15 protein-coding genes are annotated in these 18,657 nt (G+C 36.7%); 11 read left to right on the plus strand and 4 right to left on the minus strand.

The window, feature by feature from the left end; translation table 11 throughout:
* Window positions 1–40 precede the first annotated feature (40 nt).
* The 11 genes from R2S08_RS20765 to R2S08_RS20815 all read left to right on the plus strand — a co-directional run bounded on the left by R2S08_RS20765 (window position 41) and on the right by R2S08_RS20815 (window position 13,375).
* Entirely contained in the window at window positions 41–721 is a 681-nt protein-coding gene (locus R2S08_RS20765) for a TolC family protein (RefSeq protein WP_316836935.1), read from the plus strand.
* Between the two features lie 26 nt (window positions 722–747).
* Window positions 748–2,889 carry a lipopolysaccharide biosynthesis protein gene (locus R2S08_RS20770; protein ID WP_316836936.1) on the plus strand — a complete coding sequence of 714 codons (2,142 nt, stop codon included), beginning with the start codon at window positions 748–750 and terminating at the stop codon, window positions 2,887–2,889.
* A 44-nt stretch (window positions 2,890–2,933) separates the two neighbouring features.
* Window positions 2,934–4,439 carry an O-antigen ligase family protein gene (locus tag R2S08_RS20775; RefSeq protein ID WP_316836937.1) on the plus strand — a complete coding sequence of 502 codons (1,506 nt, stop codon included), beginning with the start codon at window positions 2,934–2,936 and terminating at the stop codon, window positions 4,437–4,439.
* A gap of 138 nt (window positions 4,440–4,577) precedes the next feature.
* Window positions 4,578–5,198 carry an acyltransferase gene (locus R2S08_RS20780; RefSeq protein WP_316836938.1) on the plus strand — a complete coding sequence of 207 codons (621 nt, stop codon included), beginning with the start codon at window positions 4,578–4,580 and terminating at the stop codon, window positions 5,196–5,198.
* A gap of 40 nt (window positions 5,199–5,238) precedes the next feature.
* On the plus strand, window positions 5,239–6,435 hold the full coding sequence (locus R2S08_RS20785) for a glycosyltransferase (RefSeq protein ID WP_316836939.1): 1,197 nt from the start codon (window positions 5,239–5,241) through the stop codon (window positions 6,433–6,435).
* A gap of 61 nt (window positions 6,436–6,496) precedes the next feature.
* A complete protein-coding gene (locus R2S08_RS20790; RefSeq protein ID WP_316836940.1) occupies window positions 6,497–7,618 on the plus strand; it encodes a glycosyltransferase in 1,122 nt (373 codons plus the stop codon).
* Between the two features lie 48 nt (window positions 7,619–7,666).
* The gene (locus R2S08_RS20795; protein WP_316836941.1) at window positions 7,667–8,812 is read left to right on the plus strand and encodes a glycosyltransferase family 1 protein; all 1,146 of its coding nucleotides are present in this window, start codon (window positions 7,667–7,669) and stop codon (window positions 8,810–8,812) included.
* A 40-nt stretch (window positions 8,813–8,852) separates the two neighbouring features.
* Window positions 8,853–9,425 (plus strand): gluconate 2-dehydrogenase subunit 3 family protein, encoded by a 573-nt coding sequence (locus R2S08_RS20800; RefSeq protein ID WP_316836942.1) that lies wholly within the window; start codon window positions 8,853–8,855, stop codon window positions 9,423–9,425.
* 9 nt (window positions 9,426–9,434) lie between these two features.
* Complete coding sequence (locus R2S08_RS20805) at window positions 9,435–11,126, plus strand: GMC family oxidoreductase (RefSeq protein ID WP_316836943.1); 1,692 nt, start codon at window positions 9,435–9,437, stop codon at window positions 11,124–11,126.
* Window positions 11,127–11,173: 47 nt separating this feature from the next.
* A complete protein-coding gene (locus R2S08_RS20810) occupies window positions 11,174–11,977 on the plus strand; it encodes a glycosyltransferase family A protein (protein WP_316836944.1) in 804 nt (267 codons plus the stop codon).
* A gap of 36 nt (window positions 11,978–12,013) precedes the next feature.
* Window positions 12,014–13,375, plus strand: coding sequence for a lipopolysaccharide biosynthesis protein (locus R2S08_RS20815; protein ID WP_316836945.1), 1,362 nt, complete (start codon window positions 12,014–12,016; stop codon window positions 13,373–13,375).
* Here R2S08_RS20815 and R2S08_RS20820 read toward each other — a convergent pair.
* The 4 genes from R2S08_RS20820 to R2S08_RS20835 form a co-directional block, all read right to left on the minus strand.
* Window positions 13,372–14,928: a beta-galactosidase gene (locus R2S08_RS20820; RefSeq protein WP_316836946.1), complete on the minus strand. Its 1,557-nt coding sequence runs from the start codon at window positions 14,926–14,928 to the stop codon at window positions 13,372–13,374. The two genes, R2S08_RS20815 and R2S08_RS20820, sit on opposite strands and share 4 nt — an antisense overlap.
* Window positions 14,929–14,995: 67 nt before the next feature.
* Window positions 14,996–16,489, minus strand: a complete 1,494-nt coding sequence (locus R2S08_RS20825) for a hypothetical protein (protein WP_316836947.1) — start codon at window positions 16,487–16,489, stop codon at window positions 14,996–14,998.
* Between the two features lie 289 nt (window positions 16,490–16,778).
* Window positions 16,779–17,624 carry a beta-1,6-N-acetylglucosaminyltransferase gene (locus R2S08_RS20830; protein ID WP_316836948.1) on the minus strand — a complete coding sequence of 282 codons (846 nt, stop codon included), beginning with the start codon at window positions 17,622–17,624 and terminating at the stop codon, window positions 16,779–16,781.
* A gap of 18 nt (window positions 17,625–17,642) precedes the next feature.
* Complete coding sequence (locus R2S08_RS20835; RefSeq protein ID WP_316836949.1) at window positions 17,643–18,656, minus strand: UbiA family prenyltransferase; 1,014 nt, start codon at window positions 18,654–18,656, stop codon at window positions 17,643–17,645.
* Window position 18,657: the final 1 nt, after the last annotated feature.

The following is an 18,657-nucleotide window of genomic DNA, read 5'->3' on the forward strand; positions in this document are numbered from 1 at the left end:
TTAGTTAAGGAAATATTAAATACCTAAAAGATATAAAAACATGAAAACACTCTTTAAAATTACTTTAGGATCTCTCCTCTTCGCCAGCATCGGTAGCTATGCTCAAGAGTCAATTATAGGTGAGGTAAAGTCATCTGACCTGGATAAATATATTCAACTGGCCCTAGAGAACTATCCGAAGGTCAAAGTAATGGATGAAAGTGTCAAAAAAGCAAAGACCGATGTTTCCAGTAGCGCTATATCTTACCTTGACCTGTTTAATGCGTCTTATTTTTACAGACCGCAATCCAAGACGGTTTTGGATCCTGTTAACCCTTATAATGTGAATGGATTTCAGTTTAGTGTAAACTTGAATCTCGGAAATTTTCTTCAAAAACCTTATGCTGCAAAAAAGGCAAAATCTGATTATAAAATTGCACAATTACAAGCGCAGGATTTTAGATTAACTCTGGCTACAGAGGTTAAGAAAAGATATTATGCCTATATCCAGCAGCTAAATCAGCTTAAAATTTATACACAAAGCGTGCAGGATAACAAAAATGTAGCCGATAATATGAAGTATAAATTTGAAAAAGGTGAAGTACCCCTAGATACCTATAACCAATCCAGAATAAACTTAACCAGTGCGAGCACAGAAAAGATTCAAACGGAAGTAGCCTTACTTACTGCTAAAGATGCATTAGAAGAGATTATTGGAATGAAGCTTTCTGAGGTTAAATAATAATTAATAAAATCTTATATTTGTAGATGGACATTAAAGCATTTTTAAAACTTCTTAATAAGTATAAATGGATTTTAGTCTTGGTTCCACTCACGGCAGCCGTAATCACCTATTTTCTGGTTCGCAAACTTCCTAAAGAATATGCTTCTGAAGCACAGATCGCTACAGGTATTGTAGATCAGTCTAAACAAGTTGTTGTCGGATCAAATCAAAATGCTGATTACTTTAAAGTAAACCAGCAGTTTGCCAACATTATTGAAAGAATGAAAATGCAGAGGATCATGAGTATCCTGTCTTATCATTTAATTCTGCACGATCTGGAAAATCCGAAAACGGCTTTTAAATCTTACAGCAAAATTATAGACTCTTTGGGATCTGCTAATTTGCAGGAGGTTATAAGGATATATAGGGAGAAGCTCTTAAAAAAAGAGGTTCTTGCCGTAGGAGATAATCAAAATAAATTTAAACTTTATGATATCGTAAGCTCTATGGGCTATGATGGCGAGAGTATCCAAAAGAAGCTGAATATATACAGGCCAGACAATAGTGACTTTATAAATGTATATTTCGCGTCTGTAAATCCCCAGTTGTCTTCTTTTGTTGTCAATACTTTATCTGCGGAATTTATTAATAATTATGGACAGGATGTTAATGCTAACCAAAATAATTCTATAGAGTTACTTGATTCTTTATTGAAAAAGAAAGAAGTAGCTATGAACCAAAAAACGGCGGCTCTAAAGGAATTTAAGATGAAGAATGGGGTGTTGAATCTCGATAAGCAATCGGAGATGGTTTATTCCCAAATTTCGCAGAATGAGGAGCGTAAAGCTCAGGCCATCCGTGATATCCAGTCTAACCAAAGAGCTATAGCGGATATCAATGCTAAATTACGGGGCAATGGCGATGCATTTATGGGAGGGAATACAACAGGTGATAATAAAACTATTGTTAGTCTTAAAAACCAATTGAAGATTGCAAATGATGCTTATATAGATGGTAATTTTAAATTGAGTGACAAAAAGAAAATAGACTCAATTAGTAGATTGATTGACCGGGTAAGTGCTCGTATATCAGACAATAATGTTACTGATCCACAGGCTTCTAAGCAAGGGTTGATTCAGCAGAAATTGGCTTTGGAGACTACGGTTAGCCAGGCACAAGGTAGTATCAGATCTATTGATAATGAACTGTCTATGCTTAAAGCGAAATATAATACGATGGTACCCTTTGATGCGGGGATTCAAAATTATGAACGGGACGCAGAATTGGCCACTAAGGATTATATGACTTCCCTGGATACTTATAATCAAAATAAAACGCAGCAAAATGTTGCCCTGAAATTGCAGATCGCTCAGGTTGGTCTCCCCGGATTGGCTTTGTCTTCGAAGAAGGTAATGTACATTGCATTGGCTGGAATTTCGAGTTTCTTTATTTGCTTCTTTTCTGTGTTTATTCTTTTCCTTTTGGACCACACGATTAATAACAGACATCAATTGGCTTCTGCGACTAAATCACCTGTTTTAGGGCATTTGAATTATATAGAAAATACAGACCGGAATATCAGAAATATCTGGAAAGACAATAAAGATGAGGAGTACTCTACTTTTAAAGACCTGCTGAGATCGTTGAGATTTGAGGTGGCTGAGGCTTTTGCGAAGGATGGTAAAAAAATATTAGGTGTAACCAGTCTGGAGGAAAATGAGGGAAAGTCTTTTATTGCCGGAAGTTTGGTTTATTCCTTTGCTATGATGGGTAATAAGGTATTGCTGATTGGCGGAGAAACAAAAGTTCCCATGTCAGATTCTAAAGAGATTGCTATGCGACAGGATTTTCAAAGTTTTTTGGTAAAAAGAGAAATCCAGATCGAAGACCTGATTACTGTTTTGAATAAAAATGATGCTAGCTCTTCTTTGCTTGAAATGCAGAATGTAAACAGTTTGAAAAAAGGGTTTGAGGTTTTAAAGGAGCAGTTTGATGTTATTGTAATTGATGTGGATAGCCTTAAGGAAATTAATAAAGCGAAGGAATGGCTATTGTTCACTGAGGTAAATATTGCTGTATTTGAAGCTGGCAGGGCCGTAGCAGATGAAGAAAAAGAACTGATCAAATATATCCGGGAAAAACCAGGTTTTATAGGTTGGGTTTTGAACAAAGCTAAGTTAGCTTAGGCAAGCTGCTTCATTGAGGTTAAACGGAAAATAAAAAAATATCAATGATCCAGTTTTTATCTTCCTTATCGCAAACTAAGCGTATATGGGTTTTGTCCATCATAGGACTGATCATTTCTGTTGTGGTCAGTATATTAACCTATGTTAATCCTGTGGCACCTGTGGTGCTTATGCTTGTTGTATTTGTTATTGCCTATATTATCTTTTTATTTAGAGATCCATCCATAGGCTTGGTCGCATTGATTATTTATTGCTTTACTTTTGGAATATTTGGTAGAGAAGTGGGGGGATTGCCTTTTGGGATTGGAATAGAAGTGTTTTTATTGTTAGCCTGGTTTGCAATTGGAATTTTAAATAGAAAATATAATTGGAAGATACTGGACAATTCGCTGAACAAGCTCATGCTGGCCTGGTTCTTAATCAGTGTGGCAGAGATTGCCAACCCTGCCGGTGCCAGTATTATGGGCTGGCTCCAGGAAATTAGAAGTACAGCCCTTTTCCCACTACTATGTACGCCTTTGGTTTTTCTTCTTTTTAATTCAAAAAAGAAGATGGATATGGTTCTGATCTTATTCATTTGCTTGTCTTTACTCGCTACACTAAATGGGATTAAGCAGCTTAAAATTGGTCTTTCCCCTGGAGAACAGAAATTTTTAGATGATGGCGGAGCATTGACCCATTTGATCTGGGGACAACTAAGGGTGTTTTCATTTTATAGTGATGCTGGACAGTTTGGTGCATCTCAGGCTTCATTTGTATTGTTAACTGCGGTGTTGGCCTTAGGTCCGTTTAAAAAATGGAAAAGAGCATTGTTGGGTTTGGCTGCATTGTTGACTTTTTATGGAATGCTGATTTCCGGAACCAGGGGAGCATTGTTTGCTTTAGTTGTGGGAGCTTTTTTTGCTGTGTTCCTGACTAAAAATATTAGAGTGCTGCTGATTGGATCTGTTGTCCTTTTATCTTTTTTATTTGTATTAAAGTATACAAACATAGGGAACGGAAATTATCAGATTATGAGGCTGCGTACAGCAGTGGATCCAAAAGATGCTTCTCTGAATGTTCGTTTTATGAACCAGCAGGTTATTGGTGAATATTTAAAAACAAGACCATTTGGAGGTGGTTTGGGCGTTATAGGGAATTGGGGAAAGATCTACAATGGAGACAAATTTTTGTCTACAATAGAGCCCGACAGTTACTGGGTGAAGATTTGGGCGATGTACGGAATCGTGGGATTTATTCTTTGGTTTTGTATGATCATGTTCATAATGGGAAAATGCAGTGGGATTATCTGGAAGATTGAAGACAAGGGCTTGAGATATAAAAACATTGCGATGCTGGCAACCGCTGCTGGCTTGTTTTTTTGTAGTTATGGAAATGAGGTTATGAACTCTATGCCTTCCGCACTCGTTACCACCGTTTGTTTTGCTTTTATTTATCTAAGCCCTGGACTTGATTTACAGAAAAAAACAGAAGAAATGAGTAATATAGAAAGCAATACAGAAGAAGAGAATATTTATTCAAAAGTAAAGGAGGTAGGCAATGCCATTTGAACTTTTTATAATTCCTGGCCTGGTTTGTTTTGCAATTGCTTTTTTTAAAGAAATCAAGAATAAGTAGATGGAGTTACTTGTAACTGCTGGCGTGTTCTTGTGAATGAAATTTAATTTATAAATGACTAATGCTAGCATATGTCCTTAAAAGATAAGATAAAGTCGAATCCGAAATTAAAGAAAATAGCCCACTGGTTGTTGATTCCAAATAATGATCATCGGCCGCGCTTATGGGTAAGATTGTTTATCAATCCTTTTAAGCATAAGAAGGGGCCGGGCAGTATCATAAGGTGTAGTAGCAGAATGGATGTTTTTCCTTTTAATGACTTTCGACTTGGAGCAAAGTCAACGATTGAGGATTTTGCAACAATTAACAATGGCGTGGGGGATGTTCTTATTGGAGAGGGTAGTATGATCGGAATCGGAAGTGTTGTTATTGGCCCGGTAGATATAGGCAATAATGTAATGTTAGCTCAAAACATTGTAGTTTCGGGACTAAATCATGGTTATGAGGATGTAACACTACCTCCAAGTCTTCAAAAGGAGATTCGAAAGCAGATTATAATTTCAGATAATGTTTGGATTGGAGCCAACAGTGTGATTACCGCAGGCATCACGATAGGGAGGCATTCGGTTATAGGAGCGGGTAGTGTGGTGACCAAAAACATACCAGATTACTGTGTCGCTGTTGGAAATCCTGCTAAAATCATTAAAAGATATTCCGCAGAAACTGGAACATGGGAATCTGTAAAAAATTAAGTTAAATAATTACCTCCAGATAAATTGATAATTGTACTTTATGCATAACAGAGACTTCATAATTATTGGACAACAAGCCTGGGATACCACAATTGGTAGCAATTGTAAAAATATTGCATTGGAGCTTTCGCGGCACAATAGGGTACTCTATATCAACTCTCCATTAGACCGGGTTACATTGTATAGGGACCGGGCGAATCCTAAAGTAAAAAAACGTCTGGAAGCGATTAGGAATAAAAGAAATGAATTGGTTCATGTCCAAGACAATTTATGGAATCTTTATCCAGACTGTTTGGTAGAATCTATAAATTGGATTGGCAATAGTTCCTTCTTTGATTTTTTCAATAAAAGGAATAATTCCAAATTTGCGGAATCTATCAAAGAGGCCATTGAACAACTTGGGTTTAAGGATTATATTTTGTTCAATGATAATGAAATGTTTAAAGGGTTTTATCTGAAAGAGTTACTTCGCCCTTGTTTAAGTATTTATTATTCCAGAGACTATATGCTTGCCGTGGATTACTGGAAAAGACACGGAGCTAAACTTGAACCTTTATTGATTGCTAAGAGTGATATTTGTTTGGCCAATTCGCTTTATTTGGCAGAGTATTGTAAAACTTATAATGAACACTCGTTCTATATAGGCCAAGGCTGTGAACTGGAACTTTTTAAGATCAACGAAAATGCAATATCGCCAAAAGAACTTAAAAATATAAGTAAACCTGTTATCGGTTATGTTGGTGCATTGGAGCACATTCGACTGGATATTGAATTGATAAAACATATTGCGTTGAGTCGCCCTGATTGGACCATTGTATTGGTTGGCAGAGAGGATGAAGCTTTTGTGAGCAGCGATCTGCATCAGATAAAGAATATCATCTTTACAGGAATAAAACCTGTTGCTGAACTGCCGCTATACATACAGTTTTTTGATGTATGTATTAATCCCCAGTTGGTTAATGAGGTCACAATTGGGAACTATCCACGGAAAGTGGATGAATATCTCGCAATGGGTAAATCCACTGTCGCTACCGCAACAAAGGCTATGGAAATTTTTAATTCGCATGTTTATCTGGCAAATGGAAAAGAGGAATATGTTCAGCTCATTGAAAAAGCCATTGCTGAGGATTCGCCTCGCTTACAGACTGAACGGACTCACTTTGCTTCTACACATACCTGGGAAAATTGCATCAAAGAAATTTATAAAACAATTGAACTGATTACCGATAAAAAATAATATGAATTTGTTATACTGTGTTTTTTTTGCTGTTCAGATATTGGTAGGAATACATTTTCTTATGCCTTTGTTCTTCTATATTATAAGTCTACTTAAGAAAAAAAGGACTAATGTCGAGGTGGGTGGCGAAGCCGATTACGCAGTTATTGTTACCGCTTATCTGCAAGTTACGCAAGTTTCTTTTGCTGTAAATTCCATTTTGAAAGCCAGTTACAGCAATTATATCATTTATGTTGTTGCTGATAATTGCGATGTGAACGGCTTGCATTTTGAAGATCAGAGGGTAGTGGTCTTGCGGCCTGAAGAGGTTTTGGCGAGTAACACTAAATCACATTTTTATGCCATAAATAGGTTTAAAAGACCTCATGAGAGGTTAACTATTATAGATAGTGACAATCTTGTACATCAGGAATACTTCAATGAGTTGAACAAAGTATTTGACCAGGGGTATGAGGCAGTACAAGGCGTTAGGGCGGCTAAAAATCTCGATACCACCTATGCCTGTTTAGATGAGGCGGGTGATATTTATTATAGGCTTGTAGATAGAAAACTGATGTTCGAAGCGGGTTCGTCAGCAGCTTTGTCTGGTTCTGGAATGGCTTTTACCACTGCCTTGTATAGAAATTGCCTTGAAACAACGGAGATTCTCGGTGCGGGTTTTGATAAAATACTCCAGTATGAAATCATAAGCCGGGGTAAAAGGATCGCTTTTGCTGAATATGCGGTGGTTTATGATGAAAAGACAAGTAAAACAGATCAATTGGTCAATCAGCGCTCAAGGTGGATAAATACCTGGTTCAAATACCTTTTTCTCGGCGCTAAAATGATGATACGATCTATTGGGGGGCTGGATTGGAATCAGTTCCTGTTTAGTACAATGCTGTTAAGGCCACCATTGTTTATGCTCATTATGATTTCTTTTTTGTTTTTTATCCTTGACCTTTTTATAATGCCGGTTTTCGCTCTCTATTGGGTGCTTTGTGTTCTCTTGTTCATTGCAGCTGTTTTTTCTGCTTTATCTTATTTTCAGGCCGATGGGAGGATCTATAAATCTTTAAAAAACGCCCCTAAATTTATATATTTTCAAATTTTGGCATTATTAAAAGCCCGGAGAGCAAACCAAATATCAATAGCAACGGAACATTATCATGAAGAGAAGATAGATGATTCAAATAAAGTATAATTGAACCTGTAATTTCAATGGACAACTCTAAAAAAGAAATTAACAAGAATGAAAAGAAAGCTTAGGATAGGAATTGAGGTGCAACGTCTTTTTAGGGCAAAGAAGCACGGTATGGAAGTTGTTGCCCTGGAATTGATACGTGAAATACAAAAACTAGATCAATACAATGAGTATATTCTATATGCGAGGAACGATGTTGATGATCATTGCGTAGAAGAAACAGCTAATTTTAAAATCAAAAGACTTGAGGCAAAGTCTTATCCAGCCTGGGAACAGTTTACTCTTCCAAATGAGGTGAAAAAAGATAAGCTTGATTTTCTTCATTCTACCTGCAATACTTCGGCCCTTCGTTTATCTGTACCATTGCTGCTAACGCTACACGATATTATTTATCTGGAGAAAACGGACTTTAAAGGTACTTCATACCAGAACTTTGGCAATTTATACAGGCGGTTCGTTGTCCCAAGAGTTGTTAAAAAGAGTCAGTTGGTCATTACGGTATCCAATTATGAACGAGAGGTTATCTTAAATAAATTAAGATTATCCGATGATAAGGTAAAAGTGATTTACAATGCGGTAAGTCCGAAATTTAACGTTTCTTATTCAAAAGAACAATTAGAAGCCTTTCGTACAGCCCATGGTTTACCAAATGAATTTATTCTTTTTCTCGGAAATACTGCACCTAAAAAGAACACTGTAAATGTCATTAAGGCTTATGCAGAATATAAGTCAAATGTCCCGAATGGTCTTCCATTGGTTATTTTGGATTATGACAGGACGCTGGTTAATGAATTGCTGGCTAAATTAGGAAGGGATACCCTGGCATCAGATTTTATTTTCCCTGGGTATATACCATCTGAAGAGATGCCCTTACTTTATAATATTTCAAAGCTATTCTTATATCCCTCATTAAGAGAAAGTTTTGGACTGCCTATTTTGGAGGCTATGGCTTGTGGGGTACCGGTAATTACTTCGAATACGTCCTCCATGCCAGAAGTGGCATCAGATGCAGCAGTGTATGTTAATCCCATGAATTACCTTGAGATTAAAGATAAGATAGAAGAAGTTCTTGGCAATGGAGAACTACAGGTAGAAATGAAAAGAAAGGGATTAGTACGTGCTTCGGATTTTACGTGGAAAGCGGCTGCAGAGCAATTGCTGGCAATATACAGTAACATTGATTTAAAACAATAGTTTGTGGATATGTTTTTGACGCAGGATTTTTAAGAAAGATATGAATAGGAAAAAGGCCATTTTTAGGATATTTGGAGTATTCGTACTTGCATTTAGCGGAACTACTATATGGAAATTTTTTCAACTTAATAAAGTACCAGATTTAAAAAATTTGGAGAAGAATAGAAAATTGATCGCTGAAATTGCAGAGACGATTATCCCGTCGGGTGATAGCCCCGGTGCTAAAGATGTGCAGGTGGAAGATTTTATTATAAAAATGGTTAAGGATTGTACAGAAACGAGGTCGCAAAATAGCTTTATGTATGGGCTGGAGGAATTGAAGGAATATACAACTGAAAATTTTGGTAAATCTTTTCTGCAGTGTAACGAAAAGCAAAGAATAATTGCATTAACTCATTTCGAAAATAAGGACGATGCTGATCATTTTGTCCGTAAAATTAGGAAGAAAGTTATGGGGGACAGTTTTTTGATGACGATAAAGAACTATACCGTTATAGGATATTGTAGCTCGGAGTTGGGTGCAACCCACGGGCTTGCTTATGATTATATTCCTTCTAATTTTGAAGCTTGTGTGCCACTGAAGGCCGGCCAGAGATCTTGGGCAACCAAATAAACTTAAAAGATGAATTACATTAACAAAAAACAGGATTCTTATGATGCGATTGTCATCGGCTCAGGTATAACCGGAGGATGGGCTGCGAAGGAATTGTGTCAGAAGGGGCTAAAAACACTTCTTTTGGAGAGAGGCCGTGATGTTGTTCATATTAAGGATTATCCAACAGCGAATCTTAATCCCTGGGATTTTAATTACCGGTTAAATAATACCACTAAAGAAAAAGAAAGAAATCCGGTAAGAAGTGCTATTGCTGGCGAAGCAGATCGTCTATTTTTTGCCAGTGATGAAGAACACCCTTATTTACAGGAGAAGCCTTTTTTCTGGTCAAGGGGCTATCAAATAGGAGGAAAGTCTTTGGTTTGGGGGCGACAATGTTACAGGCTCAGTGATCTTGATTTTGAATCAAATTTAAAAAATGGCGTAGCTGTTGACTGGCCTATTCGCTATAAAGATCTGTCAGGATGGTATGATTATGTAGAGAAATACATAGGCGTAAGTGGACAATGTGAACATTTGGATCACTTGCCAGACGGCCATTATTTACCGCCTATGGAACTAAATTGTATTGAAAAACATCTTGCGGAATCGATTAAAAAGAACGACGAGCAACGCTTACTAACCATTGCCAGGGTTGCGAACTTAACCCGGGGATGGGACAATAGAGGGCCATGTCAAAACAGGAACTTATGTACCAGAGGATGTCCTTTCGGAGGGTATTTCAGTAGTAACAGTTCTACGTTACCGGCTGCAACCGCCACAGGCAACTTAACCATTAGACCTTTTTCTTTGGTGAGGGAAATTATTTATGATGAGAAACTTCAGAAATCTACAGGAGTTAGGATCGTAGACAGCAATACATATGAAGAATTTGAATTTTATTCGAAGATCATTTTTGTTAATGCCTCAACTATAGATACAACTTCTATTCTTCTGAATTCTATTTCCAAGCGCTTTCCCGATGGTTTTGGAAATGATAGTGGCCAGCTAGGACATAATTTAATGGACCATCACTCTTCTTCTGGTGCTTATGGAATTCATCAAGGATTTAAAGATCAATATTATAAAGGCAGAAGACCTTGTGGATTTTTAATACCGAGATACCGGAACCTTCATTCTTCAGATAAACATGATTTTATAGGTGGATACAATTTGCAGGGACATGGAGAGCGTCAGGAATGGAAAGACAGATCTATAGGATTAAAGGGCTTTGGTTCCAGTTTTAAAGAGCAATTGACCACTCCAGGTCCTTGGGCAGTTTGGATGGCTGGTTGGGGAGAGTGCCTTCCTTATTATGAAAATAAAGTCTCTCTTTCTACAGACCAAAAGGATAAATGGGGGCTTCCACTGATTAAAATCGATTTCTCCTTCATGGAAAATGAAAGGATAATGATGAAAGATATTCGTGAGAGTGCTGCCCGGATGTTGGATGATGCAGGATTTTCGGAGGTGGAACCATTTGCGTATCATAATCCAGGCGGCTCTACGGTACATGAAATGGGAACCGCTAGAATGGGAAAGGATCCTAAGACATCCGTACTTAATCAATTTAATCAGGTACACGCTGCAAAAAACGTCTTTATTACCGATGGAAGCTGCATGACGTCATCTGCCTGTCAAAACCCTTCGTTGACATACATGGCTTTAACGGCGCGGGCCTGTGCCTATGCGGTTAGTGAAATGAAAAGAGGGAACCTATAAAGAAACTAGATAGAATTAATTATTTTTACAAAGCTAATTCAAATTAAATGTCCATTAGACCATTAAGAGTTCCATCCTATATCATAGTTCAACAACATGAAGCTAAGTGGTTCTTAGATCACGTAGGAGACATTTTTAACGATTTACAGCGGTTTCACCACGAAAGCCCTGATGTGACAGTAATTATACCTGCTTATAATGAAGAAGAATCTTTATTAAGAACTTTATCTTCCTTATCAAAGACGATTACAAGCCAAAAGGTAGAGATTTTAGTGGTCAACAATAATTCTACCGACAGTACCCAAAGATTAATAGAGTTGGCGGGCGTTCGGTCTATTATAGAATATAAACAAGGTGTAAAACATGCGAGAAATGCCGGATTATTGGCGGCAAAAGGAAAGGTTATCATCAATGCAGATGCGGACTCTGTGTATAGTCCTTACTGGGTTGATTTATTGAGTCTTCCATTGCAGGATGAATCTATTGCCTGTGCTTATGGCAAATTTGCTTTTTTACCTTATACAGCATCCAAACGGATTTCCTATTTTTTATATGAAACCATGGGGGATGTATTTAAACGGGTCATCCAAAGGGACAAAGATGAGGCCATGTATGTTTATGGCTGCAGTTCTGCCTATAGAAAATCGCAGGGGCTTTCCGTTAATGGTTATGAGCATCCTCCTGGTTCAAATGAGGACGGTTATTTAGCACTTAAGTTGAGAGATAAGTATGGTCGTCTTCATCAAATTACTGATAATCGTTCATTAGTCTGGACATCCGATAGAAGACTTATGGAACAAGGGGGCTTGTTAAAAGCCTTTAGTGCCAGAGTTAGCTCCACATTAAAATAAATTAGTTAGACTGCTATTTAAGCTGGTACATTGATTATGAAATCAAAAATCGCATTTATATATAATATATTCAAGAGTAAACATTTTTTGTCATTGACAAGCAATGGTGTAAATGCTTTAATCGGCGTTGTCACTATCGGCATTCTCTTTCGTTATTTAACAAAAGAGGATATGGGAAACTGGGGCTTTTTTCTTACGGTTCTACTGTTAGTGGATACATTTAGGTCTGGATTTTTATCCACCTCTTTTGTGAAATTTTATGCTGGTTCAACTCAGGAAAGACAGTATGAGATTATAGGTTCGACATGGTATATAGGAATTATCATTACTATGATTTTTGTCATCATCAATATACCAGCTTATTTCGTTTCCCTCTATATCAAAGATACCAGTATAACCTTATTTTTAAGATTCTTTAGTATCAATTACCTTTTATCTCTTCCGTTCTTTATCTCCAATTGTATTTTACAGGGGAAACAGCGGTTTGATCGTCTGCTCATTCTTAATTTTACAAATCAAGGTTCCTTTTTAGGTTTGTTGTTAATAACCATCTTCCTTAAAAAGATAGATATTCATACGGTTCTCTACTGTTATCTTTCTGCAAATCTAATATCCAGTTTATTATCTCTGCTATTGGGTTGGGCAGATATTAAAAAAATAAAATACAAAACGAAAACCGGAATCAGGGAAATCTATAATTTCGGAAAATTCAGTGTAGGAACCAATCTGAGTGCAACATTGCTAAGTTCTACGGATTCTTTTATTATAAAATTGTTTCTAGGCCCTGCTTCACTGGCTGTTTATGGTGCTGGTATTAAGCTGATCGCTTTTATAGAGATTCCCTTAAGAAGCTTTGTATTTACGGCGATGCCGGGATTGTCGTCCCATTTTAATTCCGGGGCAAAATCAGACGTTCTCCAGGTGATGAAAAAATATATTGGGATGATTACCTTTGCCCTAATGCCACTCAGTATACTGGTGATTATTTTTGCCGACTATGCCATACTGATCTTAGGTGGGGCAAAATATGTAAACACGGAAGCACCTAACATTTTAAGGATATTTATGATCATTTCATTACTCTATCCGGCAGACCGTTTTTTTGGGCTGACATTAGACATAATCCATCTACCTAAAATAAACTTCCAAAAGGTGGTGTTAATGGTGATTGTTACTGTGGTAACCGATTGGCTGGCAATAAAGTTTACAGGTAGCATTTATGGTGTTGCAGCAGCTTCCATATTTTGCACACTTACAGGATTAATCATTGGTTTTTATGCTCTAAATCGTTACTATCAAAAGTTTACTTTTTTGGATATTTATAGTAATGGTTATAAAGAACTTATTCTCTTACTGAAAGACAATTATACCCGATTTTTCAAAAAAGCTAAAACTTAGTTTGTCTGAACGAAAATTGGTGTTTCCGTAACCCTTAGGAGGAGTTGCTGATTGTCGGTTTTTACCTTTTTTGATAACATTTCATTTGCTCCTGCTGTTGGTGTATAAATTGTCGCCTCTTTGATTTCTTTGTCCAATTTAAGTGTATAATCTTTTACGGTGCCTTTTTGGTCAGGAATAGTCAGAACATATATTTTTTTATGATCGGAAACGTATAAATCAACGATAGGGTCCATTGACAATGAACGCTGATAAATAAAATCCCCCATGAGTTTTCTGGTCTGAAATATATAATCTCCAGAGGCTCTTCTTTTTGTGTTTTCTATAAGTCCAGAGGAAGAATACTGAGTGGCATCCTGAAGATTTACATCATTTAGCATATAAAAAAAAGTGCGTTTAATGCCTTTTCTTGCATATAGCAGTGCTGTTCTCAAAATCCAGTCAGCCTGTGTATCATAAGTAGTTTTATTGCCTATAGCGAGAGCCCGTTGTGGGCTTTTATTATTCACGTCGAATCCGCATTCCGTTACCCATACAGGTCGGTTATCTGCATAATCTTTACTTAATTTAATAAACCTTGAGGCTACATCTCCAATATTTGACAGCTCAGGCGCTTTCCCCGATTTCCAGTTATCGTTAGCATATTGGTGGTAATTGATGACATCAAAACATAAAGTGTATTTCCCATCTTTTATACGGTTAATTCTGCACCAATCAATAATCCTTTTTACAAATTCCGGGTTAGGGTCTGCAATACCTGCCATAACTACTTTCATCTTTGGATCTGCAGTTTTTACGCCGGCATCTTTGCCAAGAGTTCCCATATGTCCATCATAAAATGCGGAAAGCTGGGCGGCATATTGTTCCGGAGATTGTTGTGCCTGAGGACCTTTCCAGTTTTTATCGGGCTCATTGCTGCATTCTATATAATCTAGCACGTTCAAGCCTATTTTTGGAGAACTTTCATAAGAGGGATGTTTAATCAGGTTCGGATCAATATCGGAGTTTGCTCCATATCGCGCTGCAAGTTGATACCCTGCCTTAGCCATAGATACATAGGATACAGGCATTGCTTTGTCACTTCCTTGTGGAACGGGTGTGTAGTCCCTTAAACTGCTGTAAGGATCTGAGGGGTTGTAATCTGAATAGGTCTTTCTCATCCAGCCTGGCATGATTTGAAGACAAATTAAAGACTGTATACCAAGCTCTTTGTTTTTTTGATAAATCTGGTCGTAGAAATTGAGGTTAAATACTCCTTCCTTTGGCTCTATTTTCTCCCAATCAAGGTAATGTCTAAACCCAGAGAAAGTACTGATTAATCCAACTTTGTCATTGTCAAGCTGATTTGAGCCATTGCCTTTAATATATTCCCATTCAAAGCCATTTATACCAAGCATATTCTTAAATGGAGCGGCGGCTTTAATTAGCTCCGCCTCATTTAAATCCAGGTTTGTTTTGTCTTCAATAGTTGCAGATATTGTTGAAGTTTTCTTACAACAGGAGCTATTTAATCCTAAATATAGAATAAGACCTAAAATATAAGGAGTCTTCATGCGGCTTTATTTGTTTATGATAAAGTAACGGTTTTTACTGAAGACTTAAAATTTAATTCTGATATCTTTATTCAACAGCACCTATTGAAGGTGAAGTTAAGCTCCTGGCTTTACCGTAATAATCGAAGTTAATGGCATTATTAGTCGCAGCGGCCAGGCTTGAACTAGAACTTTTGCCAGATAGTGAGGTTCCTGATTTTTTTGCAGAAGAGTTACTCGTCAAATAGAATGTCTGATCATTTTCTATACCAGCATCCTGATAAGTTTTGAAATACTTATTATTTGTACCTGAACCTTTAGTAGAAGATAGCTCATTCCAAAAATAATTAGTGTTGTTGTTACCAACCAATGTAAGCTGATATGAAAGGTTGTTGTAAATAGTACATGTCCCGCCATAAAGATTATAAAGATCCAGCACTTGTGCAGGAAAGGTTCCATATTTAGGAAGCAAATTCCCACAAGTGTTGTTAAACACTTGTGCATTACAGTAAGTGGTCTTGCCTGAAATCATATTCCTGTCAAAGGATTGTATCTCAAAGGCACCGTATTCTCTTGAGTTGGCAACAATATTGTTGAATATTAAGATGTCTTTGGGTGTTGTGCCTATACTATAAGCCCAAGCTCTGATGGCATTACCTTGATGATCTTTGACGTAGTTGTTATAAAATTTTCCATTTCCCTGTAAATAGAAAACACCATTATGATTGCTATTATCTTGGTTAATGTTTTGTACCTTATTGTTATGGATATCATAACTATCGGCGTTTTCTATAACTACAACACTACCAACTGTTCTGGAGTTTTTATAATTAATGTAGGCAATTTCTACATTTTTCATTAATCCGCTAACCACATTGCTTTCAGCAGATCCTCTAAACCTTATCAAGGTGCCAGTATTGTCACAATCTAAGTTCAGGAACTTTAAATTATTGGAATAAGAATTTGCAGATCCATCAAAGACCTTTTGCGAATTGTACTGAATTACGCCATACGTATTCAAGTTGGAGAACGAAATGTATTTTAAAGTAAAGTTGTTAATATCACCGTTGAGTTGTATAGAAGCTCCATCTGTAGTTCTATTTTTAAAAATGAACCCTTTATCTATGCCTTGGGTACCACTGCCACTGATAATTACATTTTTAAGATTAGAAATCCTCATTTGAACATTACCGTTTAACTCTACCAATCCATCGTTTTGGATGGTTGTAGTAAAATTATCATTGGAAATGTTGGAGATTTGTATATCTGCATAAGCGCCGCCCTTTATTTTAATAATGGTAGTCGAGGTGAGCTTTAAGGATTTTCCATCAATGACCAGATTCCCACTTCCGGTTCCCAAATTCAGAATTTTAGCATTAGAAGGGGTTGTCGTGCTGTCTTTCGGAGGAACAGGAACTGGTTTTTCCACAGGAGGAATTGGTACCAAAACCACATCCGGACTTTTTTTGCAGGAGGAACCGACAAGAATTAACGCTAAAGCAATAAAATACATTTTTGGGCTATCTTTCATATAAATTCTAAATATAATGGCTTCCAATGCCGCAATTGTAATAAAATTCATACAATAAATTGTAGCAAATACTTTTTCTCAAATTGTAAACCAGAGTGCGTAGATCAGTGTAATGGCTTAATTATTGAGTTGGGGAATGTTTTTCCCGGTTTTTGTGGATTGGGGAAGATGAAAATTATTTATCTTTATGACATTAATATTACAAATATATCCTGAATCAGCGTTATTTGGCTTTAAATAATGATATTGTTCAACTTATTTTTTAAGTTAAATAATTACACATTTTGTAGGTGTGTATATTTTTCTACATTATTCCCCAATTTTAAATTAGTGTTAAATTCTAATGATCTAAATGGTTAATAATTTTTGATTCTATGGTGATATCGAATTTCCTCGCAAACAACATTCCCGAGTTTTTAATAGCATATAAATCTTCTTCAAGAAGGATTTTTGGGTGAGCCTTTCCTTCAGACCAATCAATATATCTAAGGTTATTGTTGATGGTTTTTTCTTTAAAATCTGAGCCCATTATCAGGCTAGCTACTATAAACTCATCCGGAGACCAAGTATATTTCAGGAAAGAAATAAGGGAACGATTGTTTATTAATAATTCCGTTAAGTAGCTTGCGCAAGCTCCACTGATTGTCCACCAGGTAGAATTGCTACCACCGTATAGTTTTAATGGAATTGGAAACCTTCTTTTAGAACTGAAGGTATTTAATACGCTTTGGAGAACATATTTCCCCTTTAATCTGAAATCTGTAAAGTGAAATTTTTCATATCTGGAATTCGCATGTTTCCACCATTCAGATACGCTTGAATCGTCAAATGAAATAAAATTTATCCCTTTATGCTGGCTAAAGTATTCGAAGATATCTGAATTAGATTTTATAGGATAGTCCTGTCCACTTAGTAAATTGATAAAATCATAAGGTATGGAAGTAGAGAGAACTTCATTTAGAGAATGAAAAATAGCGTTTAAAAAGCTATATCCTCCCCAATTGCAGATCTGTCTGTTTTTTATGAAACGAACATTGTCTTCCTCGCTGATCATTTGAAAATGGCTTAAAGCAACTTTTTTATCAATATGAATGTATATATCGAATTGAGGGTGCTGTAATCTTTTAACCAGCCTCATAAGCTGTTCTGGATTTTTGTGTGCCATTATAATATGAGCGATGCGCATTCGTAAATAGTATAAAATTTAAGGTAATTTAAATGCTTTTCTGGCTATGGACTTAACAAATCTCCAAAAATCAGTCAGAATAAACAAAGGTTTTTGAGGGAAAAGTAACAGATGTATAGAAAGAACCAATAATACATTGGCATCTATCAAAGAGGCAGTAACAAGTAAAGATACAGGAAAGAAGACTTGATAATAGTCTGCCATGAGTATATGGAAAGACCTGTTTTCAGGAGAAAGGATAATTACGGCCTTATATTTAAATAATATACTGCGGAGCAAAGCCAGAATCACATAAATAAGCAAAAAAATTACAGGTAAAACTTGACCAATTACAAATAACATAAATGTAAGGGCTGCGAGCTCTAAAAGAAAGATCATGATCTCCATTTTTTTTAGTCGCTTTGGTTCCAGTCGGCTTGCATAGGTTTTAGTGTCTGTAAGAAGGTCGTTTTTCCTGTCCAGGTATTGGTGCCATAAAATTCCTCTTATGCCATAACATAAGGCCCATATGGCTGTGCTTGTAAACCAAATCCAGTCAACATTCGAATGAGCAATAAAACTGATACTACTGATGACTAAGAGACTGGTGAAGATATGGGATCCGGAGGCATCCGCAAAGACGCCCAAAAGACCTCTGTCCTTTAATCTTATCGGTTTAAAAGAATATAGCGAAAAACTGATCCAGGGAATTGAATACAAAAATATAGACCGAATATCGGGCAGGAGGTATAAAGTGCACATATAGCCGGCCAGTATACATAGGATCGGAAGTAACCAATGTAAATAGGAAGGCATGCTGGCCATTTTATTCTTTTTGCCACTGGCTTGGTCAATTTCTATGTCTGTAATATCATTAATGATGCTGACATAAATCGCTCCAATAATGATTGAAAATAATATAAATAGGAGGTGGGGCATTAAAGACAGGAAAGGTTCCTGAGTTTTAAGTGCCGTTGCATAACCAATGGCAAGTAGAGGTGGTAATTTGTACTCCCACCAATCAGCTGACCTTATGATTTTTTTTATCTCCAAT

This window comes from Pedobacter nutrimenti (assembly GCF_032678445.1).
GTDB classification, from domain to species: domain Bacteria; phylum Bacteroidota; class Bacteroidia; order Sphingobacteriales; family Sphingobacteriaceae; genus Pedobacter; species Pedobacter nutrimenti_A.

Bases quoted from the DNA above. Each gene is read 5' to 3' on its own strand.
- R2S08_RS20765 (WP_316836935.1), top strand. From the start codon at position 41: ATGAAAACACTCTTTAAAATTACTTTAGGATCTCTCCTCTTCGCCAGC.
- R2S08_RS20770 (WP_316836936.1), top strand. From the start codon at position 748: ATGGACATTAAAGCATTTTTAAAACTTCTTAATAAGTATAAATGGATT.
- R2S08_RS20775 (WP_316836937.1), top strand. From the start codon at position 2,934: ATGATCCAGTTTTTATCTTCCTTATCGCAAACTAAGCGTATATGGGTT.
- R2S08_RS20780 (WP_316836938.1), top strand. From the start codon at position 4,578: ATGTCCTTAAAAGATAAGATAAAGTCGAATCCGAAATTAAAGAAAATA.
- R2S08_RS20785 (WP_316836939.1), top strand. From the start codon at position 5,239: ATGCATAACAGAGACTTCATAATTATTGGACAACAAGCCTGGGATACC.
- R2S08_RS20790 (WP_316836940.1), top strand. From the start codon at position 6,497: ATGCCTTTGTTCTTCTATATTATAAGTCTACTTAAGAAAAAAAGGACT.
- R2S08_RS20795 (WP_316836941.1), top strand. From the start codon at position 7,667: ATGAAAAGAAAGCTTAGGATAGGAATTGAGGTGCAACGTCTTTTTAGG.
- R2S08_RS20800 (WP_316836942.1), top strand. From the start codon at position 8,853: ATGAATAGGAAAAAGGCCATTTTTAGGATATTTGGAGTATTCGTACTT.
- R2S08_RS20805 (WP_316836943.1), top strand. From the start codon at position 9,435: ATGAATTACATTAACAAAAAACAGGATTCTTATGATGCGATTGTCATC.
- R2S08_RS20810 (WP_316836944.1), top strand. From the start codon at position 11,174: ATGTCCATTAGACCATTAAGAGTTCCATCCTATATCATAGTTCAACAA.
- R2S08_RS20815 (WP_316836945.1), top strand. From the start codon at position 12,014: ATGAAATCAAAAATCGCATTTATATATAATATATTCAAGAGTAAACAT.
- R2S08_RS20820 (WP_316836946.1), bottom strand. From the start codon at position 14,928: ATGAAGACTCCTTATATTTTAGGTCTTATTCTATATTTAGGATTAAAT.
- R2S08_RS20825 (WP_316836947.1), bottom strand. From the start codon at position 16,489: ATGAATTTTATTACAATTGCGGCATTGGAAGCCATTATATTTAGAATT.
- R2S08_RS20830 (WP_316836948.1), bottom strand. From the start codon at position 17,624: ATGCGCATCGCTCATATTATAATGGCACACAAAAATCCAGAACAGCTT.